The 22,298-nt window shown below is 43.8% G+C and carries 16 protein-coding genes; 5 read left to right on the top strand and 11 right to left on the bottom strand.

The window, feature by feature from the left end:
- Positions 1 to 65 precede the first annotated feature (65 nt).
- Genes MKX34_RS31850 through MKX34_RS31830 form a run of 5 tightly spaced genes read right to left on the bottom strand, consistent with a single transcriptional unit; the run spans position 66 to position 7,407 of the window.
- On the bottom strand, positions 66 to 2,621 hold the full coding sequence (locus MKX34_RS31850) for an FtsX-like permease family protein (RefSeq protein WP_051491238.1): 2,556 nt from the start codon (positions 2,619 to 2,621) through the stop codon (positions 66 to 68).
- A 7-nt stretch (positions 2,622 to 2,628) separates the two neighbouring features.
- Entirely contained in the window at positions 2,629 to 3,342 is a 714-nt protein-coding gene (locus MKX34_RS31845) for an ABC transporter ATP-binding protein (RefSeq protein WP_036682398.1), read from the bottom strand.
- Positions 3,302 to 4,534, bottom strand: a complete 1,233-nt coding sequence (locus MKX34_RS31840; RefSeq protein WP_052097394.1) for a hypothetical protein — start codon at positions 4,532 to 4,534, stop codon at positions 3,302 to 3,304. Before MKX34_RS31840 ends, MKX34_RS31845 begins: the two co-directional genes overlap by 41 nt.
- 18 nt (positions 4,535 to 4,552) lie before the next feature.
- Entirely contained in the window at positions 4,553 to 6,013 is a 1,461-nt protein-coding gene (locus MKX34_RS31835) for a radical SAM protein (RefSeq protein WP_036682397.1), read from the bottom strand.
- Positions 6,010 to 7,407: a radical SAM protein gene (locus MKX34_RS31830; protein WP_036682396.1), complete on the bottom strand. Its 1,398-nt coding sequence runs from the start codon at positions 7,405 to 7,407 to the stop codon at positions 6,010 to 6,012. The genes MKX34_RS31835 and MKX34_RS31830 overlap by 4 nt, the downstream gene beginning before the upstream one ends.
- Positions 7,408 to 8,080: 673 nt before the next feature.
- Here MKX34_RS31830 and MKX34_RS31825 point away from each other — a divergent pair.
- From MKX34_RS31825 to MKX34_RS31810, 4 genes are all read left to right on the top strand, one after another.
- The gene (locus MKX34_RS31825; protein WP_038573913.1) at positions 8,081 to 9,016 is read left to right on the top strand and encodes a LytTR family transcriptional regulator DNA-binding domain-containing protein; all 936 of its coding nucleotides are present in this window, start codon (positions 8,081 to 8,083) and stop codon (positions 9,014 to 9,016) included.
- A gap of 104 nt (positions 9,017 to 9,120) precedes the next feature.
- Entirely contained in the window at positions 9,121 to 9,966 is an 846-nt protein-coding gene (locus MKX34_RS31820; protein ID WP_038573911.1) for an ABC transporter ATP-binding protein, read from the top strand.
- A complete protein-coding gene (locus MKX34_RS31815) occupies positions 9,963 to 10,673 on the top strand; it encodes an ABC transporter permease (protein WP_076105140.1) in 711 nt (236 codons plus the stop codon). The genes MKX34_RS31820 and MKX34_RS31815 overlap by 4 nt, the downstream gene beginning before the upstream one ends.
- A 202-nt stretch (positions 10,674 to 10,875) precedes the next feature.
- Complete coding sequence (locus tag MKX34_RS31810; protein ID WP_038573907.1) at positions 10,876 to 11,256, top strand: FlxA-like family protein; 381 nt, start codon at positions 10,876 to 10,878, stop codon at positions 11,254 to 11,256.
- A 187-nt stretch (positions 11,257 to 11,443) separates the two neighbouring features.
- Here MKX34_RS31810 and MKX34_RS31805 read toward each other — a convergent pair whose 3' ends face one another.
- The 6 genes from MKX34_RS31805 to MKX34_RS31780 form a co-directional block, all read right to left on the bottom strand.
- Positions 11,444 to 14,065, bottom strand: coding sequence for a family 16 glycosylhydrolase (locus MKX34_RS31805; protein WP_076099765.1), 2,622 nt, complete (start codon positions 14,063 to 14,065; stop codon positions 11,444 to 11,446).
- A 136-nt stretch (positions 14,066 to 14,201) separates the two neighbouring features.
- Complete coding sequence (locus MKX34_RS31800) at positions 14,202 to 15,773, bottom strand: response regulator (RefSeq protein WP_076132881.1); 1,572 nt, start codon at positions 15,771 to 15,773, stop codon at positions 14,202 to 14,204.
- 3 nt (positions 15,774 to 15,776) lie between these two features.
- Positions 15,777 to 17,615 (bottom strand): histidine kinase, encoded by a 1,839-nt coding sequence (locus tag MKX34_RS31795; protein WP_038573903.1) that lies wholly within the window; start codon positions 17,613 to 17,615, stop codon positions 15,777 to 15,779.
- A gap of 147 nt (positions 17,616 to 17,762) precedes the next feature.
- On the bottom strand, positions 17,763 to 19,484 hold the full coding sequence (locus MKX34_RS31790) for an extracellular solute-binding protein (protein WP_143763748.1): 1,722 nt from the start codon (positions 19,482 to 19,484) through the stop codon (positions 17,763 to 17,765).
- An 8-nt stretch (positions 19,485 to 19,492) separates the two neighbouring features.
- Positions 19,493 to 20,377 (bottom strand): carbohydrate ABC transporter permease, encoded by an 885-nt coding sequence (locus MKX34_RS31785; protein WP_038573901.1) that lies wholly within the window; start codon positions 20,375 to 20,377, stop codon positions 19,493 to 19,495.
- Positions 20,378 to 20,395: 18 nt separating this feature from the next.
- Positions 20,396 to 21,316 (bottom strand): ABC transporter permease subunit, encoded by a 921-nt coding sequence (locus MKX34_RS31780; RefSeq protein ID WP_036682380.1) that lies wholly within the window; start codon positions 21,314 to 21,316, stop codon positions 20,396 to 20,398.
- 148 nt (positions 21,317 to 21,464) lie between these two features.
- On the opposite strand from MKX34_RS31780, the gene MKX34_RS31775 reads away from it, so the two are divergent.
- Entirely contained in the window at positions 21,465 to 22,208 is a 744-nt protein-coding gene (locus tag MKX34_RS31775; protein ID WP_051491236.1) for a glycoside hydrolase family 16 protein, read from the top strand.
- The last annotated feature ends 90 nt before the right edge of the window (positions 22,209 to 22,298 follow it).

Below are 22,298 nucleotides of genomic sequence, written 5' to 3'. Positions count from 1 at the left end.
CCCTCTCTGCGTAATAGAGAGGGACAGTAACTATTTAAGTACCAATTCATTAGAGCCTTATTAGATCATAACTGGTTGGTCTGTAAGAGCTGCGTAGGTTTAGTAAGCAGAGCAGGCCTCGCCGCTATCCAAGCCACTGAGAGTGTGGTTATAACACATAGGCCAATCCCATAAATCACCCATTTAACATCAACCAGGACAGGTAACTTGAACATAAGTTTTAGAGCTACAGTCGTTAACAACAAAGCTATCCCTGTACCAGCAGTTCCTGAGACTAAAGATAAAACAAAGTTCTCTAACAAGATTGACCGTAATGTCTTACCATTGGATACTCCCACTGCTTTGATGATTGCAATTTCTCTGCGTTTTCTTAAAAGGCTTATCACAATTTGATTCCCGATGGTAAGTATCGCTGTAATGAAGGCAAATAAAGTCACTATAGAGAAGAATACACTTATCATACGTATCATTGAATTTAAGCTTTCGGAGGCTGTACTTGATACTGAATACGCCATAGCGGATGCTGGAAGTACACCGTTTAATTCAGAGAGTAAACCCGTAGTCAGGGTCCCTCCGTCAATAGAAAACATTACCCGGTTAGGCGCCCCATATTTAGACAATATATCTTTAGTTGTTCTCATACCTACTGTTTTTACGAACCCTGATTCAAAAAAGCCAACAATTTTGAAAGGAATCTTCTTTTCTCCCATTGTAACTTCAACTGTATCGCCTGTCTTAATTCCCAACTGTTGATAATCTTCCAATAATAATGCGGTCTTGTGCGATGAATCATCTTCTATAAGGTCACGTCCACCAATAATGGAATAGGACCTTGATGCAAGTGAAGGGTCAACACCTTCAATGCTCAATTTATTGGAAGCGAAGAACTTATTCCCGTCTGACTTTTGCTGAAAAAGAGAAGTTGCTTCACTTCCGTTAATTGAACTTAAAAGACCGTTCATCTGGACACCCTCTGTCCACTTTTTAATATCGAGAGATTGAAAAGCTTCCTTGACTGCTTCAGACTCTACTAAGGAGCTTGTGATGAGTAGATTTCCTTTGGCCTCGGTCTCTAACTGTTGACTGACAGACTGAGTTAAGTTATCAGCGAAAAGTTCGCTTGATACTGCTGATGCAACACCAACACTCAAGATAAGAGCCAATAGTCCGTATCGTTTTCTTCCAGATGATAAATTATGAAAAGGGATAAACCAACGAGGAGAGATGAGTTTCCTCATGCTTCCAACCACTCTGAAAATGAAAGAGAAAGCAGAAGAACATACCTTCACAAATATACTTACCAATATAATAATCAGTAGAATCCCTAAAAAAGATAGAACGACTCTAGAACTAATGGATTCGGTTGAACCCAGAAAAAGTGTTTTTTGTAAGTAGAATGCTACAACTAGCGAAATCAGTAATAATAAGAGTCCTCTTTTCCAAAAGCGTACCCGATAAGAAGGGATCTGATGGTTTCCTTCAAGCAATAGCTGCATAGGAGAGACGATGAGCATTCCTTTTAGAGGAATCCATGTTGATATCAGTGCCATTAGCATTCCTACTGCGAAGGTAACAATTGTGACTTTCCATGAAAACTCCCAAGACAACGGTATAGCTAACATTTTGCCTACGTAAGAAGTTAACCAAGTACTCACTAGAAGACCTGTTACTATTCCAGTAATAGTTCCTATCGTCCCGATAAGAATACCTTCTGTTAAAAAGGTACCGGCAACTGAGCGAGAGCGTACACCTATTGCCTTCATAACTGCAATATCGCGCATTCTAGTGCTCATTGCCTGCTTCATTGTATTTGAAACTGTCAAAGCGCTGATTCCCAGTGCAAGCAGACTGAACAATTGTAAAAGTAAAAGAAGGGTCTTGGCTTGAGCCAAGCTTTCGTCTGTCCGCTCTTTCGTGTCCGTTAGTGTAGCACTTGGCAGATGCTTCTCAAGTTCTGCTTGCCAAGAAGTCTTTGGTGTGCCCGCTTTCCAATGGATAAGAATTTCATTTGTGCTTCCGGCTGGAGCGTTTAGCAGATTAGCTGCTTCATTCAACGGAAGATAAGCAGCTCCAAAAATATCCGCATCTCCGTAAGACTCTTGAACATTAAGTACTAATCCTTTTACCTTGTACTCATGCAGACTTCCATCAGACGCGCTCGGCAACCAAATTTTTTCTCCAACCTTTACCTGTAGGCGATCTGCTGCATTATCAGCAAGAAGGACCTCATTTGCTTGAAGTGAACGGATGCCAGGATATTGATTTTCCCCATAATAAGGGTAAGTCTTCGTATCAATTCCCTTCAAGATCACGCTTGTTGTTTTATTTTTGGATTGCACCATGCTCTGTCCGACATATGAAGATGAATGGCTGTCGATTTCTCCCATGTCTTGGAATATATCATTCACTATATTGCTCTGTAGTGGCTTAAGGTAGGACTGGACTAATACATCCCCACCTAATAGCAGTTTGGCAGAATTCTCAATAGAACGTGGCGCCAATTCAGATAATAGGAACATACTAAAGAAACTTGCACTTCCAATAATGAGAGACAATATAGTGAAAATTGTTCTTAATTTGTTACGTAATAAACTTCTCCCGGCAGAGCTCAGCCATATCATCAGATATTCACCTTCCTTTACTCAGACAAGGATCCTCAGTTTCAACCCTTCCATCTCTAATGTAAATCACTCGGTCGGATTTTGAAGCAACCTCTGGATCATGGGTAGCAATAATGAAGGTCATTCTCATTTGCTGTTTTAAGCGGAAGATAAGGTCAAGAACTTTCTGTCCGGAATCACGATCTAAATTGCCGGTTGGCTCGTCAGCAATGACTAGAGAGGGCTTATTAATCAGAGCTCTTGCAATAGCGACACGTTGCTGTTGTCCGCCGGATAGTTGATTAGGCAGGTGCTTCATCCGATCGCCCATCCCCACAAGCTTCAACATTTCTTCTGCTTTTTTACGTATTTCACTATGTCGGGTGCCTTTGATGCAGAACATGGGAAGCATTACATTTTCAAGAGCGGTCATTGTAGAGATTAGATTGAAGGATTGAAAAACAAACCCAATTTTTTGTGCGCGATAATCAGAAAGTTTTTCTTCAGATAAAGATTCGATTGACTTACCCTCAAGTGCGATTTTCCCTGTACTAGGCTTATCTAGGGATCCCATAATCCCAAGCAGGGTTGATTTTCCGCTGCCGCTGGGTCCCATAATGCTTACAATCTCACTTTTGTAAAACTTCAGATTTATTCCCTTAAGAACAGATATTATGCCGGCTTCGGATTCGTACTCTTTGTTAAGATTTTGGATGGCCAGAATCGGTTGTTCTACAATCAACTGAATTTTCCTTCTTTCTGTTAATTTTTTTAATAAGTAATATGGTGAAATGAAGAATTAATATCACAATCACTATCAAAAGGCCTTTGAAGTTTGTCCAGTTCCAAGAATGAAAGAGGGAAGTAAATGAAAAAATAAAACGTAACATATACATTAAAGCAATGCTGAAAACAATTAAGTATAAAGAGGAATACGCTAAAAACACTTTCTTGTAAGTACTGCTCATATTGATAATATTTAATCTAAATTTCTCGCGGAAAAGTCGTTTCCTACATACATATCCCAATAATCCTTGTTTTACCAATGTAAAAGTTCTAGTATGCAGGTTGGGAATTCCGAGGATATCTGTAAGTACCCAGAAACCATCAAGACGTAATAATGGATTTAGATTGCTAATAATGGAAAGCAAAATAAAATGGTTGGCAGTAAATAGTATATTGCTCCCTGTTATTATAGATGATAATTCATATATAATAAATATCCATAATTGAAAATATATACCTCCAAGGTCGATCACTACTCGCTCTTTTCTACTTGCTTTCCAAGCATCACTCAAATCCACGAAAAGAACAGGGGCTAAAAAAAACAATCCGATCCCCATATCTCTTGGTTTAACATTATATTTAAAAGCCGCCACTGTATGCCCAAATTCATGGAATATAGCCGAAAACAAAATCATGAAAAAAGTAATAATCCAAAAAAGATAAGAACCTAAATCTGCTTTATTTGCAGAAAGACTTAAATTTATTATGTAGTTGTAGAGGGCAATACTCATAAGAACTCCAAAAATACAAATACCTTTTAAAGAAAAAAGATGCTGAAAGGGTTGGGAACAGCCTTCCAGTCGGCTTGCATTTAATAGTGGAGTACGAAAACGGATGGCCGAGGAATGTTCTGCTATTTTTTCGCTCCCTACAACGATACCCTTCTCAGTTAGAAGATGTTCTAATAAATATTGTAGCTCTTCTAAGCGTGGGGCAACTTCATATTTCTCTAATAATTGCTCAGAAATCTCTAAAAGCGACTTTTTTCCGTCCATACAGTTAAAAATGGTTAAAATCTTTTCTGTTACTTTCATTTGTAGACCATTGTCAAAGTGAACTAAATAGCGAGCCCCCTCTTCCCAAACATCCATTTCATGGATAATATAGGGTATCAATTGGGGATATTTTGTTGCTGCTATCGCATTCATAATTATCCCCCTCTTTCTTTAGACGGTACCCAATTCTTCGAAAAGGTGTTTATTATGTTTGATATAAACATCTATTGTTTCATTGGCATAATTACAATAGGGCTTTGTAATATCTCCATTCCTCATTAAATTGGCATAAGCACAACCACCACCACAAAAGAGAGAGATAGAGCATTCCGTGCATTCCTTGGAATCTGTAATTCCCCGGTCCCATTGCTGATGAGCTTCAGAATTCAGCTCATATTTTGGGAAAAATGATCCAACGGCGGTCTCTGCACGGCCTACAGAGTCGGGACAGGCATAGATAAGTCCTTCTGTCCCAAATGAATAGAAACGTTGTTCGCGCGCGCTGCATTCTTTAAAATGTGGAACACTAGTGACCCCCGAGGAAGTACAAGCATCCATATCGTCCATCCTGCTCCAATCAAAAGATCGGATCGTGTTTCTAATTCGTGAGGTGCGCATGTTTATCACTGATCCCAGTCTTGCGTTGTATTTATCAATAAAAGAATCCAAGTCGCCGAACATTTCATATAGGGCTATCAACAGTTCATGTTCAGGTAAGTGGTCGGGCATTGGTTCACTGAAGTGATTAGTAACAGGCGTGACTTGCCAACCAAAGTGGGGGAACTTATTCCAGCCCTTTTGTTCAATGAAATTAGCCAGTTCGACCAGATGACCCAGATTTTCTTTGTTAACATTTGTCCTAGTAGCAACGGCAAAGCCTCGTTCCAGGGCCATATCAATATTTTGGACTATACGATCAAATGTTCCTTGTCCACCAGCCATGATACGCCGTTTATCGTGAACAGCTTTGGGGCCGTCAAGTGAAATTTGAAAGAAATCCCATTGGTCACGGTAAGGTTGAAAAATATCTAAAAATTGATGCAAGAATGTCCCGTTAGTAATAGCGCACATACGGAAACCATATTCATTAACAGCACGTTCTACCACTTCTTTAACTGTATTTTTAGTCTGCGGAAGAAGTGGTTCTCCTCCATATAAAACCATACGATGTTGTGCTCCTATGAAGCGGCCACGATTTTCTTCCATTTTAATAATTTGAGTAATAGCTTCGAACATTTTGGTTATTTCATCTGAGTCTAATGCATGATTATGGTCATGAATTTGATGGCCTTGATAGCAATAGGGGCACCTTAGATTACAAGCATATGTTGTACAAACATTGAAGGTCATACCCCATTTACTCTTTGCCGTCATTTTTTCCATTGCATCTTTAACTTTAAAAAGTATTTGTTGTTCTTCTGCAAGGCTATGAAAGATATACCCTCTTTTTTTGAAAAAAGTAAGTAGTTCAACCTCATCTTGATTATCTCGTTGCAGATTAGTCTGTTCAATCCGATCTAGCCGTTCCTTTACTAGACCATCCACTACATCTACTGCTCCACTAAGAGAATTAATCAAGATATAATTCCCATTGTTAATAGGATGAATAGAATTATATGTGCTTTTGATCATGATTTAACCTCCTCGTATTGTGCAGCTTCCTCCTGCAATTCGTGTAGATATTGACCAAGCATGTTCTTTGCATCCGGACAACAAGGAAGGTCCAGATCTCCGTATGTTGATAAAGCTTGTGCAGCGCAGCCGCCGCCGCAAATCATTGCTGCAGAGCAGTCTTTGCATTTGGGTATTTGTAGAACATTAAAATTTCTCCATTGGTCAAAAACGGGTTCCTTCGTAAAAACAGGGGAGAACTGGCCGATGCGATATTCTGATTTTCCCACTAAATCCGGACATGCATACATATTATTATCAGGTCCAAAAGCATAGGTTTTTCCTTCAGTAGCCTCACAGTAGACAAGTTGTGGCGAAATAATCCCAACTCTATCTTGTAATTCAGGATCAAGTAACATGCCTGTCCGGAAGAAACGGAACATTTCAGGACTAAGGCCGATCTTCTTTTGTTTTTCAAGTTCTGTAAAGTTAGGGACGTGTCGGATTAAAGACTTTGCAATCTCATAACCTTTCATCAAAGTAGAACTCAGACCTAGACAAGTATGATCTGTTACAGGAGCAAAGGTTATTGAGAAGGAAGGATGCCCGAAGAAGCCGCATTGATGATAGTACTTTATTAACTCAGGTACAGTTTTAATATTAGTTTGATCTATATTAATCCGGATCATAACAGGGATGTTACGGTTTAATAATTCATTAACGCCTTGGTGTATCCGTTGAAATGTACCCTGTCCTCCAGATAAAAAGCGCCGACTATCATGTATTTCCTCAGGGCCATCGACAGAAACCATAACACTTAAACAATCGCGAAAGCGTTCTAAAATGTCGGCGTAAGCTTTCAAGTGATAACCATTTGTATTACAACCGATTATAAAATTTCGTTTTTCCGCTTCTTCGCAGATTTTTTCTACCATGTTCTTGGCGGGAGGTAAGAGGGGCTCACCTCCGAATAGGTTAATTAATCCTTTGTCCATTCCGCTTTCTTTATGCAGAATATCAATTGCGGAAAACGCATGCTCTATTTGTTCTTCGGTAATGAAGCGTGTACTCTCATGAAGCAAATGATCTTCAAAGCAATATGTACAACGAAAATTGCAGGCATAAGTCGGACAAATAATATAATGCATGAATTGATCATAATTCATGATTTGTGATGCTTGGTTTAATCGTCGCTCCTTATCTTCATTATTCTCAAAAATGTAGCCTCTCCTCAATAAGAACTCGATATCGTCTTCTTTAAGCTCAGGCGGGTAATTAGATAGTTCCCAACTCTCTGCTGAATCCAGTAAATCAAGCATTTCTGCAGAGAAAAAATCTACAGCACCTGTCAAAGTATTGATAACAAGGTTTTTTTCATCAAACTCATATCTTAAATGGTATTTATTTACTATCATGATATTTTCACCTCTATACAATTTTGGAATTATTAAAAAATATTGTTTAATTGTATAATTTATTGTGAATCACTTATATTGGGTATTAAAGAATTATTCGTAAAAAAAAGCCGCAGAGAACGGCTTTTTTCATCGACTCAAATTTGGAAACAACAATTCCAGCAACAAAGATTAATGCAGGCCATTTCGTCACGATTTTCCAATGTTTCTACCTGATCAAATAATTCTGTCCATAGATCCTTGTCGTCGTTCACGGAGCGAGTTTTGAATTGATTTTCACTCGACATATGTAAACCTCCTTTATATTATTTTTATCTAGAAGAAAGATGCTTTTAGATAAAATTGTTAACCCAAACCTAATGACATCCATTGATTCTTTAGATACCCTAATAACCCATTTATTTACAATGTTATTCTATAATTTTAAATCTACTTATTATGTGAATTTAGTCACAAAATCAAAACTCTTCCAAAATTTTCGAAATAAATGTATTAAATCTCAGTGAGGAATTTAAGTTGAGGGAATTCCTGCTCACTAGAGATGCGGTAAACTAGATGCCTTGACTACTAATATTTGCATTAAATATTACCTAAATCGTATTTATCGAGGAGGAAATAACAGGAACAAAATTGAAAAAGTATACCCTATAGCAGCACTGACCGGGAGGATGGCATGCAATTTCAACCAATTTATTATAATGGGGAATTATTTCTACCGAAGATCGAATTAAATATGACACCGAACCAATCGGTTGGCATCATAACGGACTTGAAGCGAAAGCAGCTTTTAATGAATCAATTAGGGGATCATTCCCAATATTATTTATTTCGGGCTGGGCAAAACGAGTATATGCGTTTAACGGTGGAGGAACTAATCACTTTTCTAATCAGAGTAACAGAGAGGAATGAGCGTACCGCTTCGTTGATAGATTATTTTGCTTTAAAAGAAGAACGGAAGGTAAAGATCAAGGATCTAAGCTCATCGAAAAGGATGTATGTGACATTGCTGCGTGTCTTTTTTGCGCATCAGCCTACACTTGTACTGGAGGAACCCTATTTTTACTTGGAAGAGCAAGATTGTCGTCAACTCAAACGGATTCTGGATGATCTTTCTCAAGAAAAGCAGATTTTAATTTTAACTTCGAATTTAGAGGATGCCCTTATTTCCTGTGATGCCATTTATCGGTTGAACGAATCGGGATTTCATCCATTGGATATTCGGGACTTCGACGAGGATAAGCAGGAAGTACAGAAACAAGACGAGGCCAATATAACCTTGCAGAAGATCTCTACCAAAAGAAATGATAAAGTGATTTTATTTAATCCGCCTGAAATTGATTTTATAGAAAGTGTAGAGGGGTCAATCCTTGTTCATGTGGGCGGTGAAAATTATGACTGTGCGTTGACGCTGACCGAGCTCGAGCAGCGATTATTAAATTTCGGTTTTTTTAGGTGTCACCGATCTTACATTGTTAATCTGCAAAAAGTAAGAGAGATTATTACATGGACGAAAAATAGCTACAGCTTGCGATTAAATACAGGTCAAGATGCCGTGGTTCCGTTATCCCGTTCAAAATTGCCTGAATTAAAAGCACTTCTTAACATTTAAAGGGTACCATTCAGGCGCTTACAGCTACATTTCGGCGCGTTTTGATGGCAGGAAGCATGTAATCTGTATATGTTTAAGCCATCAACACTAAGGATGTGGAGTTAATGAATGTTATCCGGGTAGAACGTATCCATAAGAGATTTGGAGAAAAGGATGCGTTAGCAGATGTTTCTTTTTCAATTCCTAAGGGTGAAATTTTTGGTTTCCTTGGCCCGAGTGGCTCAGGCAAAACAACATTAATTAAGATTCTAACGGCACAGTTAAATCCGACAAGTGGACAGGCAAGTGTATTTGACCAGCCGGCGGAGATGATGCAGCAGTCTGCTCAGAAGATGCGTTTTGGCATTTTGACGGATAACAGTGGTCTATATGAGAGGTTAAGTATTGAGGAAAATCTGGAGTTGTATCGTAAGTTATATGATCTTCCCAAATCTGCGGTCGACAAGGTGCTGCAGTTTGTAAACTTAAGCGGGGAGCGCAAAAAGAAAGCTAACCTCTTATCCAAAGGGATGCGTCAGCGTGTCATGCTGGCATGCGCGATTATCCATGAGCCGGAATTATTATTCCTGGATGAACCAACTTCGGCTCTAGATCCGGTAAACACAGCACATATCTATAAAGGCTTACGCTACTTAAATGAGAAAGGAACTACGATTTTTCTGACTACGCATGATATGTCTGAAGCAGAATTGATATGCAACCGTGTAGCGATTCTGTATCAGGGTCAAATCCAAACCATCGGTTCACCGAAGGAACTTAAACGGCAGCACCGGGAGAACGTAATTAGTGTGGACTTAATCAATGGGGAAACCTACGAGCTCCCGATCGATGAGGGGGCGGCTGACCAAATCGCGGATTGGATGAAGCGGGGGCTAATTGACCGGTTAGAAACGAAAGAGCCAAGTCTAGGTGATATTTTTATTAAAATGACAGGAAGTGAGCTACTATGAGTATCTCATACAAACGTGCCCGGGCGATATTTGTGAAGGATTACAAAGAGTTTTCACGTAACTACGCGCTGTCCATTATGCTGATTTTTCCTATTATTATCGCTCTGATTTTCAAGAGGGCAGGTGCGTCTTTACCTGGAGCCAGCGGTTTTCTTTTTAATAGTTCGTTTGTATTGCTAACATGTTTCGCACAAGCCTGCTTGATTGCGGAAGAGAAGGAACGTAACACTTTACGGTCATTAATGATGACACCGGCTACGACCATGGATGTACTAATCGGTAAAAGCAGTTTGGTCTTTGTCATGTCTGCTGTTGTTCTCGCTATTTCTACATTATTATTTGGCTATGAGCCAGCTAATATATGGGCATTTGTGGCAGTAATCTTTCTTTCGATTATTCTGTACACTGCAGCCGGGACGATCTGCGGTTTATTCTCCAAGACGTTGCTTGAATCCTCATTATCTATACTCCCTGTGGCGTTCATATTTATGGGGGCACCGTGGGGAGAAGTACTAGTGAAGGATTATCCGGTCTTCAAAGTGCTGGATTACATGCCAAGCAGTCAGCTTGTGCATCTGCTGGGTCTAAGCAATACAGGTTATACGACGGGCGATGTAGTGAAACCACTCCTCATTAATTTGGCATGGACGGTTGTGCTAACAGTAGTGTCTGTCATTTTATATCAGCGGCGGTTGAAGGACGAGTAAGGGAGCTCTGAAGGGACTTTAGCCAGCCTTTGGTGGGTCTTTGGTAGGGTTGAAACAAGCGGCCGACTGAGACTATACGACGATTATTTTCCAATTGAGGCTGTGATGTTGTCATGACGGGGCCTGCCGGGTAATAAAGATGATTAGAACTTTCAAATTTGGCTGATTTTGGATTGGGAGCCAAGGAAACGGGGGAAAGATCATGGCGGCACAGACAGTATCAGGCATCAGCTCCGTACAGACCATTGCGGCCTACGGCGGTACACAGAGTGATGTCAGTTCTCTGGAGAAACAGCGAAACCGGCTGATGATGGAACTGGATAAAGTGAATGCGGCACAAGGAAGTGAGATGCAGACTCCTTATCGCAGGGAGCAGCTGCAGCGGCAAATCCGGCTGCTGGAGTCCCAACTGGTACAGAAAAGCGGGAGCAGTACCTCCGTAAATTTTGTGCCTGCTTCTCCGCTTCAAGATCACCTCCCCCTTTGGGGAAATGAAGGAAAGGGAGGCCTCAAGGGCATCGGCCTGACTGATCCCCGGACGGCGACGGTGGACGCGGAGGGTCATTTCGACGCGTTAATTTAGGCAAGCGAGCGAAGGTGCGGAAAGCGTCAGGTGATAAACTGACACTCCATAATCATGAGGCTAGCTAGCCGAGCTTCCCCCGAGAAGACCCGCAGCACGGTAAAAACAACAAAATAGGCGAGAGGGAAGCTTCAACACTTCCTCCTCGCCTATTTGTGTTCATGCAGTTGCTTAGGGTTCAACTATTTTATTCTGGTGTTCCTTGGGTTACCCCATGGATATACGAGAGCGTCGGGGAATCGACGGCCCCTTGTCCCGGATTATAGGTGAAGGAGTACTCGATGGTATCCCCGTGTTGCAGGTGATTTACAGGGTAGGTATAGCTACCGTTCCCTGCCGGGGTCATGGCTACGTTTAGCTGCCCACCGTTATTCAACTTATAGTGTAAGTCGGCAAAGGTTGCGCCGTTCACATAGAACAGCAGGTCGTCACCTATTTTCTTCAGGCCCCGCACCTCATCGCCGACAATGATAACACCGGATGATGCTGCCGGTACAACAGTGATGGTGGAGAGGGCTGTTTTATTACCGTCGGCTGTTGTAGCCGTTACGGTTGTTGTGCCTGGAGTGAGTCCCGTCACGAGACCGTTCGGATTCACGGAAGCGACGTTGGTACCTGATACGGTCCAAGTGACCTGCTTATTGGTTGCATTAGACGGGGCAACATTGGCGTTCAACTGCACAGTCTGTCCGACCTCCACCTGCGCAGTGGTTTGATTCAGAGAAATACCGGTAACCGGCACGTTTACCGGATTCTCGCTGTTGCCTTCTTTATAGACACGAACATAATCCACTTGCATTGTTGCAGGAATATCCGACGGATCTGGGGTATGACCGCTGTCGAAGTGCCCGCCGATCGCCAGATTCATAATGATGTAGAAGGGTTGATCGAATGGGGCGTTCGGATTGTTAGGTGCAGCTACGGAATACCATTGATCTCTACTGACTTTAAAGAAGAACTTGCCGTCCACATACCATTTCATATTATCTTCTTCCCAGATCATGGAGTACACATGATAATCATTGGCGAAGGTCTGACCTTCAGGGAAGTGATATTCACCAGCAATATATCTGTTTACAGGCCATTGTCCGCCAAAGTGTATGGCCCCGCTGGTCGTGCCGGGCAAGCGTCCTTTGGCTTCCATAATATCAATTTCCCCGGATGCGGCCCACGCTCCATAAGCGGCATCTTCCGGAAGCATCCAAAGTGCTGGCCAAACGCCGTTACCTGTAGGCAGCTTAGCACGAATATCTACTCTGCCGTACTGGAAGGACAGCTGATCTTTGGTGTTAATCTTGCCGGATGAGTACTGGGCATACCGGCTTGGGTCCTGTGGAAAGGATTTTGAATCGTTCAAAGCTCTGATATTCAGCTTTCCGTCCTGTACAAATACATTTTGTGTACTGTCTGTATAGTGCTGCAGTTCCGCGTTGCCCCAGCCCCAGCTATTCGGATCGTCAGTAATATAATAACCTTGTTCGTAGCTCCATTTGCTCGTATCGAGTGCTGTTCCGTTAAATTCATCCTGCCAAATGAGATTCATGCCCTCTATCGCCGGGTCGTTTGGTGTTCCGATGGCAATGTCATCATGATCGGATACATCCGGACGTGGGGCATCTGGATTACCAATAAAGGTATAGTTGACGTAATTGTTGCCGACACTTCCGCCCGCCTGTCCATTTAATGGATAGCCAATACGGATTTGCACATCCTCTTGGACAGGCTGGAACCAAAGCCCATAGATGTAGTCAGCCCAATATCCCCACTGGTTGGCATCGGACATGTTGTTATAGCCATTGCCGGCGTATACAAATCCGCTCTGGCTGGAATCACTCATAGCAACCCATTGTCCGTTGATGTTAATTTGGTATACGTAATTTCCTAGTTCAGTGCCTATTGGAGCGCCCCCATCAATCTTAGGTAGCGGTACACCTATTACACCTTTTGCATCTGCGGTAAAGGTCGTTCCCTCATAAGGAGTTAAGACATATGAATTTCTTACAGGTTTATTAAAGGTGAGGGTATAAACGACGTTAGCCGTTGAGGTTTTCGATTCTAACTTGACGTTGATAGACTCTGTTACGGTGAACCAGTAGCCACCGCCGCCTTCGGTGAATTGTCCGAAGTTGTTATCATAGATCCAGCCGCTGGCTGCATTATTGTCAATATCAATCCATGTACTGCTGCTTACAGGTTTTACATATACCTTCAGATCTTCAGCTACGGCTTCATAGGTAACGGCCGGATCATTGTTGAAGGTAGGATAAGTAAAGCCTGCACTTCCTGTAAATCCTGCTGAAATCTGCGGCCCTTGTGTAGGGGCCATAGCAGTAATGGTCGTTTTGTTTATGTTTTGAAATACCAGGGTGTAATCAAGTGTAACTCCATTAGCCTTGGAGAACAGCTGAATCTCCGTTGTTGCGGAGAGAGTGAACCAATAGCCATTCAAGCCACCGTCGCTCCAGTGTCCCCAGTTTTGGTTGTAGGTATAGCCGCCTGCATGGTCAATATCCACCCAGTTTCCAGCAACTTTTACTTTTACACCGACGTCATCGGAAACATCATTCCAGGTGGCAGAGCCCCCATTGAATGTGGGCATGACGAAACCATAGCTAGCTTGCCCAACCCCTGATTTTGAGATGACAGGACCGTCTGCCGCTGAAAAGTAAGACATAGAGGTAACTGTGGTTCCTGCTGCCTGCACCTTAGAAGTCGGCAATAGACCAACCCCAGCCAACAGTACTACTGCTAAGAACAAACTAAATACCTTCTGCTTAAAACCACTTTCCGTATTGTAAAGTCGTTTCATACTTGCCCTCCTTTAATAAAATAATGAAGAAACGAAACCGCTTACATTTAGGGTCATCTCTATTCTATCGAATATAATAATCAGCTAAAAGGTACAATTATTTTTGTTATAACCCAATTTTTTGGCTTTTGATTATTTATAGCGCTGTGTCACGGAACTTTTCCTCGCTGTCGTGCTTCCGGCGCATCATTTGCCGGTATTCTGTGGGCTGCATGTCCATGACATCCCGAAATGATCGTGTAAAACTTTTGTAGCTTTCATACCCTACCATGGTGGCTACCTCTACAATTTTATGATCGGTTTCGGCCAGCAGCCGCCGGGCTTTATCCAGGCGCACATCGCGCAAGTATTCTGCAAAGCCTTTGCCGATATTTTTTTTGAACAGGTTAGAAAAATAGGCATAATTAAGCGACACGTGGTTCGATACCATCGCGAGATCCAGGGGTTTATGATAGCTTTCGTGTATAAAGCGTATGGCTTCATTCAAATCTTGCGAGTTGCGATAGCTGCACTTATATTCATAATAAAATTGGTTCAGCCGAAGCAGCTGTTGTTGCAGCGCCTGAATATAATCGCGAATACCCGGATAATCGAATAGATTACGTAAACATTCGATGTCCAGCGCTTCTTCCCCCATGTACGGGCGGATTACACGCACAGATTCCTCCAGCATCTGTACAATGGCACGGCATAGCTGCTGTGTGTATTGGATGTGATAACGTTGCAATGTATCTTTGTGAAATATCATAGAAATGCCTTGGGTGATTGTACCGCTGTTTTTGGTGCCGATTAACTGGAACAGGGCATATAACTCCTCATAGGGAAGCTCCCACTGCTGCTCCAGTCGCTCAATATGTGTTGGCAAGATGCAGCTCTTCTCTGGAAACAGGTAACTGTGGCGATAGAGCTCTAGCGCTTGTGTATAGCTGCGGGGCAACTCCTTCAATCCTTGCTGCGGGCTGGTCATGGCAGTAATGGCATCTATCTGTCCTGCTTTGAGGGCGGCCGGGAAGGCTCCCGTATCTACGGCTGCATCAACCGCGAGAATCAGGTACGGGCGGTGTTGCAGGCATATACACCCTCGTCTGCCATACACACGGTAGGCAAGGGATTCCATACTGTGGCTACTGTCGGCCCCCGGTTGGTTAATCCATAATTCCTCCCGCAGCAGACACAGGCGGTAATTACTCCACAACTCTGGATTCTGTTGCTGGGTCTGGAGAACCCACGCTTCATCAATCATTGCACCCTGCATGAACATACTCAGTTCTTTGCGGTCTGTCTCCCGGGCGCGGCGGGAGATATGCTCCATATTACGCGAGAGCGCCTGCCGTGTTTTTATCTCATTTGCTACATGTTCTACTGCGGTTTGCAGATCTTCACGTTTCACAGGTTTGAGCAGGTAGCCTTTTGCTCCAAGTTCGATGGCTTTTTGAGCATAGGCAAAATCACTATAGCCGCTAATAATCAGGTAATCTACCTCAATATGCTCCTGTTTGCTCTTCGCCATCAGCGTCAGTCCATCCATATCGGGCATCCTGATATCAGTAATCACCAGTTGGATGTTGTGCTGACTCAATATATCTAAGGCCTCAATTCCGTTTACTGCACAGTAAATATTGTCCAGCTGCAGCGGAAATTGACGCAGCATCGCCTGCAGCCCATCACGAATGTGCTTTTGATCGTCCACAATTAGAATATTGATCATGCCCTACCATCCTCCAAGATTCACATTTTCCCAAGGCAAACGTATGGTTACACAAGTATAGGCACCCTGCACACTGTCAATCCAAAGACCGCAGTTCTTACCATAATGAAGCTGTATGCGCTTATGCACGTTCTCCAAGCCCAGTCCGTTTTTGCTGGTAACAATCGGTGAATCTGAGTCGCCCCGCAGCACAGCCTGCAGACTGGACAGCATTTCCGGGTCAACACCTGCGCCATCATCTCGTATCTCAATTAGCAGAAGGCTTTCATTTTCTACCGATACGGTAATATGGATACGTACGCTGCCGCCCGAGGGCGCTGCATGATGAACGGCATTTTCGACGATGGGCTGCATGCACATTTTAGGAATTGTATAACGCAGTACCTCCTGCGGGAGATCCGCCGTCAACTCAATGCTGCCACCCTCCATAAAGTTTATGAATCGGACATAGCTGTGTATGTTGGCAAGTTCTTCGCTAAGCGCAACCGTATCGCTGCGCCATTGCATGCTGTATCGCAGTTGTGAGCCTAAAGACACCAACGCTTCGGCGATAGCGGGCTGTCGCTGAACCTCCGCGAGCATACGGATGGATTCCAGCGCGTTATATAAAAAGTGTGAATTGATCTGCGAATGCAGCGAGTGCAGCTGTGCATTTTTGGCAATCAGCTGCTTATCTACCACTTGGGTCATCAAATGTTTGATTTCGTCCAACATATTATTGTAGCTGACGGCCACCTCGTCGATTTCGTCACCGGTTTCGTTTTTATCCAGGCCGGTATCAATTTTCGCATCCAGTTGGCCTTGCCGCACCTTGCGCATAGAAGCCAGCACCCTGTCGAGCCGGCGGAAAATGCGCCGAGTGGTATGTGAAACGAGCAGTAACATTAGCAGCAATACACACAATGTGATCGCTACTACGAGCAAATACCAGCTTCGTGGGCCTTTCATCAGCGCTTGATGAGAGGCAATATCCACTACATAGGCGTTCAGTGGGGCGATGTAGCGATACAACGCGTAGTAAGTATGGTCGCCTACCTTGACCTTAATGGGGCTACTCTGCTGCAGCACATCCAGCCGCTGGTGAATGCTACCTAGAATGTTATCCAATTCCTCACCGGCATTTTGTGAAAAGATATGCTCAGGATTGTATACAGATCGGGAAGAGTCGGCTCCATCCATCACTACAGAAAAGAAATCCCCCCCGCTATCCTCAAGCAGGTCACTGAAAAAGACGCTATGCTGGGCGCGGATTTCCATAATGGTAGGGAGTTTCTGCTGTTGCCCCTGAAGGCGTACCAGCCGGTAATAGGATAGCGTATGCTCTCCATCTTTAAAAGCAAATAAGCGGTATGCCGCACCGCCTTCCTCCCGAAGTGTCACCCAGTAGTCCTTCGGCCAGAACTTGTCATAATGGTAGATTTCAGGCCAAATCTCAAATAGGTTGGGATTATCGACATAGAAACTTAGCTCGCTGATCATCTCGTAGCTTTGAATGATATTATGCATTTGCTCAAATTGATTTTGTCTAAATTTTACGAGACGCAGGCCATCCCCGCGCATATTGGAGTGAATAAAATCTACAAATGCCTTTTGATTCAGCGCAGTAGAGGAAGCGTTCTCAATAATGCCCATTTTGCTGCGCAGTTGTTCGTTAATTCGTGAGACATGGCTGCTGCCGGTAGCCATAGCGTCCTTGTATAGCTGACTTTCCTGTGTGCGGATAAATAAAAAGGATACCACAATCGCAGGGATGGCAATCATCATGCTAAAAGCCAGAAACAACTTTTGGGAGATTCGGGAATTACGGTACAGCTTCCTCATTTTAGTCAGCAGATACTTCATTTAAGTAGCCTCCTACCCTTGTAATATACCATATATTACAAACTGCCCGGTAGGTAACTAGGCTGTTTTGTTAAATGGTTAAAGAAGCGAAAAAGGGAATACCGGCCACCCTTTCGGTGGCCGGCAGCAATCTTAATACGGGCATTATTACTCTGCCATTTTGGATTTTCGCACATCCAGTTCAGCCTGGCGGTATTCCATCACCTTGCCAAAGTTGTAATTCTCGCGGCGGTCAAGGAAATTGTCGAAGATTTTATCAAATTCAGCCTCATTTTTGGCCGTAATTAGCTCAGGGAGTACTTCCTCCCAATTTTGCGAAATACGGGACCAGGCTACCGACACATCAGAATCGCCCTGTGGATCTAAGCCCTTATAGCTACCGCTATCAATATCGGCCTGCTTATTGGCGAAGTCTTCCATTTGCTTAATGACAGGAGATTTCTCCGGTCTCCACTGGTTGACGATTACAGGGTTTCGCATCATCCAATAGGTATCCATGATGCCGTATTCTTTCTCCAGCTTCTCAATATCAGTGTCGAGTAATTTTACCATTTCAGGCTTCAGTTGCGGCTTGCCATCTACCATCTCCCATGTTTCGCCTTCCTTGCCAAGGAACAAATCTCGTTGGCCTTCTTCGCTGGCCAGATAGGTCAAAAAGCGGATGGCTCGTTCAGGGTTTTCGGTTGATTTGCTAATCATCGTCACCATCCAGCCGTCCATGTTGCCAGGGAATAACTTAGGGTTATCGCCCTTGCTGTTCTTTGGCCCATCGACTGCGATGTAGTAAGAGTCCGGGTTGCCGCTAGCAGCCAGCATAGGATTGACAGCCGACATACCGGTCCACTCGCGGACCATCATGAAATAGCGGGCGTTGTTTGTTTTTTCCTCTACCTGAGTATCGGAATCCACCAGGAAATCCACATTAATCAACCCGCGCTCGTAAGCCGTACGGAAGGTTTTTAGCCAGGCAATATAATCGGGATCGGTAATGCGGTCGTATACTTTTCCGTCTTTCTCATGCGGAACGGCCAGTAGGTTCTGCAGATATTCGGTCATCCCGTAAGGGACGTTCCCTTGTGCAAAAAAGGGACTGATGGGCTGGCCTTTATATTGGGAGTACTTATCCTTTACCAGTTGCAGTGCGTTCAGAAAGCCCTCTGGAGTGCTAAGGTCCGGGCTGCCCATCTCCTCATACAGATCTTTCCGCACCAGGAAAGTCTGGTTAGCCGCCGTCATGCCAGTTTCATGCATCAGGTTGGGGCTATATGAATCATTCGGAACGCCATAGGTATTGCCATTTTCTTGACGATACCACTTCAGTGTACCGTCCCCGGCCACCTTGAAGAAGTAAGGGTCATACTTGTCAGCTAATTCATTTAAGGCGTAGACATGATCGCCTTCCCACAGCTTTTTGACAGCGGTTTCCCACGAACCCATTGATATCAAGTCTGGCAGCTTGCCCGAGGTCATCATCAGGGTAATATGTTCATTGGCTTCACCGGAAGGTACTTCAAGCTTGATGTTTACGCCTGTTTTTTCCGTTACGTACTTGGAGGTCAAGCTGTCTCCCCAAGTGTGGGCATACCAGTTAGCACCTACGAACCAGGTTAAATCAACAGGGCTGGTATCCAGCTTCCATGCCGGATCATCGGGATTGAGCTTTGCTTCACTCGGGGGCGGCTGTGTACTATCTGTAGGCTGTGGTGTCGGCTTATTTTCACTATTCGCTGAATTGGAACACGCGGCTATGCCTAGCATCAGGCTTGCGGCCAGAACGAGGGTCAACCCCGGCTTAATGAGATTACGTTTCATGACATAATCATCCTTTCTTTGCTGCTTCTGAATTTTTGAATACCAGTTTCTAGACACTCACACTCTTATCCCTTAATGGCGCCAATCATCACGCCTTTGACCAGATAGCGTTGAATGAAAGGATAGACTATCAGAATAGGCAGTGTGGCCACCATCATGGATGCAAATTTAATAGAGTTGCCGGGAAGTCTTGCGCCGAATTGCGCCATAGCTTGCTGCTGCATGAAGGACATAGAGTTCTCCGCAATGATTTTGTACAGCATGGTCTGCAGTGGCAGTAATTCCTGCGAACGGATGTAGATGACCCCCTGGTAATAATCATTCCAATGATAAACGGCTGAAAAAAGCGATATAGTCGCAATGACAGCCATGCTATTGGGCAATACGATTCTGAACAGGACGCCATAGTCTGAAGCACCGTCTACCTTCGCAGACTCCTCCAGGCTATCGGGTATGGTGCGGAAGAAGCTCATGAAAATGACCATATTAAAAAAAGTGTACATAGAGGGAATGATGAATATCCAAAAATTATCATATAAGCCCAGCTTCGTCATCAGAATAAATGTAGGGATCAGCCCGCCTGAGAACAGCATCGTAACCAATGCGATTTTAAGATACAGCTTGCGTCCGATCAGATTAGACTTGCTCATTCCGTAAGCAATAATGGCGGTAAACAACACATGCGTTGCTGTCCCGATCACTGTGCGCAGAGTGGTAATGTAAAAACCGTTCATCATAGTCTTATCATTGAACACAACGCTATAGCTGGCCAGCGATAATTCTTTGGGAAACCAGTTGACGGTGCCCAGGGATGCCTGCTGCGGAGCATTAAGCGAGTTAATGAATACAAACCACATCGGGTACAGTGTTAAAAAGCAAACCGCCAGCATCAGCAGGGTGTTGCAGACCTCAAATACTCCAATTTGCCGAAATCTTTTGCGTCTTTCCATACCTCTGTCCTCTCCCTTCTAAAAAATGCTGTCGCCGGTTAGTTTTTTGGATGTGTGATTGGCCAAAAACAACAAACCTAGCGCCACAATAGAGCGGGCGAACAGGACGGCTGTTGAGAAGGAATGGCGCCCGGAGACCAACCCCATGTTGTAGATATACAAGTCTAGGCTTTCCGCCATCCTCATGTTCATATTGTTCTTCAACATAAAGATCTGCTCAAAGTTACTGCCGAGTATCCCGCTGACAGCGAGGATGAACAAAATAGCGATGGTGGGGCGTATGCTCTGAATGGTGATATGCCACATCCGCTGCCGCCGGTTTGCGCCATCCAGCTCAGCCGCTTCGTACAGCCCCGGATCAATGCCGGATATTGCCGCTATGTAGATAATGGCGCTCCAGCCGGTTTCTTTTAACGTATCGGTGAAAAAGGTGATCCACCAAAAGTACTTAGGGTCGCTGTTAAACAGGATTTCGCGTTCCTGGAACCCGAACGCCATCATCAACTGATTGATCACACCGCCCTCGCCCAGCCAATTGAGCGCAATGCCGCCAAAAATCGTCCAGGCAATAAAGTGCGGCAGGTACGAAATGGTTTGTACCGTTCGCTTAAATCGAAGACTCCGTATTTCATTCAGCAGCAAGGCGAACAAGATAGGAATGGGAAAACCCAAGACCAGCTTGATGCTGCTCATTCCCAGAGTATTGCGAATCGAACGCCAAAAACGCTCATCCGTCAAAAAATCCTGAAAATGCTTCAGCCCGACAAACGGTGATTCTAGTAAGGGTTTGGCGATGCTGTAGTCCATAAATGCAATAATGAGCCAGAACATAGGGATATAACAAAAGATAAACATCCAGATGATTCCCGGGATAACCATGCTTTGCAATTGCCACTGCTTAAAAAGCGCTTTCATTTGTTCCGTTCTGTATTGGAACATTTTCCGTGCCCCCTTTCTATTTCATCGTATGAAAAAGCGTATAGGAAAAAAAGCCCATGATTATCGACCCTATCCCATTTTTTTAGATTTGTTTGACCAGCCGCAAAAATTAAGTATGCTGTGATTAAATGAAGGGAGTGTGCAAAGGATGAATAAACCTATATGGGAACAGAATTTCTTAGATAGAAATGCCGATTTAAAGCTATGGAATGTCCGCCTTGGCAACGACTTGTTAGATAATGAGGGTAATCCCATAGACCCAGGTTGGGGCAACGGAGAGCAGCAGTATTACACGGATCATTCCAGCAATCTGTATATCGATGAATTTGGCTTAAACCTGTGCGCGCGCAGCGAATCCATTGAAAAGGATGGGCGCAATTTTGCATATACCTCGGCTCGTTTGGATACAAAGGACCATTTTTCCTTTTGTTATGGCAAGTTGGTTGTGCGTGCAAAACTGCCGGTAGGGCAAGGGGTATGGCCTGCCATCTGGTTGCTTCCGCAGGAACAGGCTTACGGGCCTTGGCCAGCTTCCGGCGAGATTGATATCATGGAAGCCAAAGGCCGCTTGCCTCAGCAAATATCCGGAACACTGCACTACGGAAAGAATTGGGAACATCAAATCGTTGAGGAGTTCTCGCACCATTTTGAAAGCGGAACCATTAATGAATTCCATGATTATGCACTGGAATGGAATGCCAGTTCGATTCGATGGCTGGTAGACGGACATTGCTTTGCCGAGCGTTGCTTGGAGCCAGGCATTATGCCCTTTAACGAGTCATTTTATCTGGTGCTGAACCTTGCAGTGGGCGGCTGGTATGACAATGTAGCGGTTGACGAGACTGCACTGCCAGCGGTGATGACGGTTTCAGGGATATGGCTGTATCCATAATTAAAAATTTTGGAGATGCCCTCTTTTTCGATTTTCAATACCTACATCCCATCTGGTAGAATAGGGAAAACCATATTTCTCTATATTCTA

Source organism: Paenibacillus sp. FSL R5-0636 (assembly GCF_037974255.1).
GTDB classification, from domain to species: Bacteria; Bacillota; Bacilli; order Paenibacillales; family Paenibacillaceae; genus Paenibacillus_AQ; species Paenibacillus_AQ odorifer.
Note: the sequence above shows the minus strand (reverse complement) of the source record. Positions and strands in the feature narration are given on the sequence as shown.

Bases quoted from the DNA above. Each gene is read 5' to 3' on its own strand.
- MKX34_RS31810 (WP_038573907.1), top strand. From the start codon at position 10,876: ATGGCGGCACAGACAGTATCAGGCATCAGCTCCGTACAGACCATTGCG.
- MKX34_RS31850 (WP_051491238.1), bottom strand. From the start codon at position 2,621: ATGATATGGCTGAGCTCTGCCGGGAGAAGTTTATTACGTAACAAATTA.
- MKX34_RS31825 (WP_038573913.1), top strand. From the start codon at position 8,081: ATGCAATTTCAACCAATTTATTATAATGGGGAATTATTTCTACCGAAG.
- MKX34_RS31785 (WP_038573901.1), bottom strand. From the start codon at position 20,377: ATGGAAAGACGCAAAAGATTTCGGCAAATTGGAGTATTTGAGGTCTGC.
- MKX34_RS31815 (WP_076105140.1), top strand. From the start codon at position 9,963: ATGAGTATCTCATACAAACGTGCCCGGGCGATATTTGTGAAGGATTAC.
- MKX34_RS31830 (WP_036682396.1), bottom strand. From the start codon at position 7,407: ATGATAGTAAATAAATACCATTTAAGATATGAGTTTGATGAAAAAAAC.
- MKX34_RS31805 (WP_076099765.1), bottom strand. From the start codon at position 14,065: ATGAAACGACTTTACAATACGGAAAGTGGTTTTAAGCAGAAGGTATTT.
- MKX34_RS31795 (WP_038573903.1), bottom strand. From the start codon at position 17,615: ATGAAGTATCTGCTGACTAAAATGAGGAAGCTGTACCGTAATTCCCGA.
- MKX34_RS31835 (WP_036682397.1), bottom strand. From the start codon at position 6,013: ATGATCAAAAGCACATATAATTCTATTCATCCTATTAACAATGGGAAT.
- MKX34_RS31820 (WP_038573911.1), top strand. From the start codon at position 9,121: ATGAATGTTATCCGGGTAGAACGTATCCATAAGAGATTTGGAGAAAAG.
- MKX34_RS31840 (WP_052097394.1), bottom strand. From the start codon at position 4,534: ATGAATGCGATAGCAGCAACAAAATATCCCCAATTGATACCCTATATT.
- MKX34_RS31775 (WP_051491236.1), top strand. From the start codon at position 21,465: ATGAATAAACCTATATGGGAACAGAATTTCTTAGATAGAAATGCCGAT.
- MKX34_RS31780 (WP_036682380.1), bottom strand. From the start codon at position 21,316: ATGTTCCAATACAGAACGGAACAAATGAAAGCGCTTTTTAAGCAGTGG.
- MKX34_RS31800 (WP_076132881.1), bottom strand. From the start codon at position 15,773: ATGATCAATATTCTAATTGTGGACGATCAAAAGCACATTCGTGATGGG.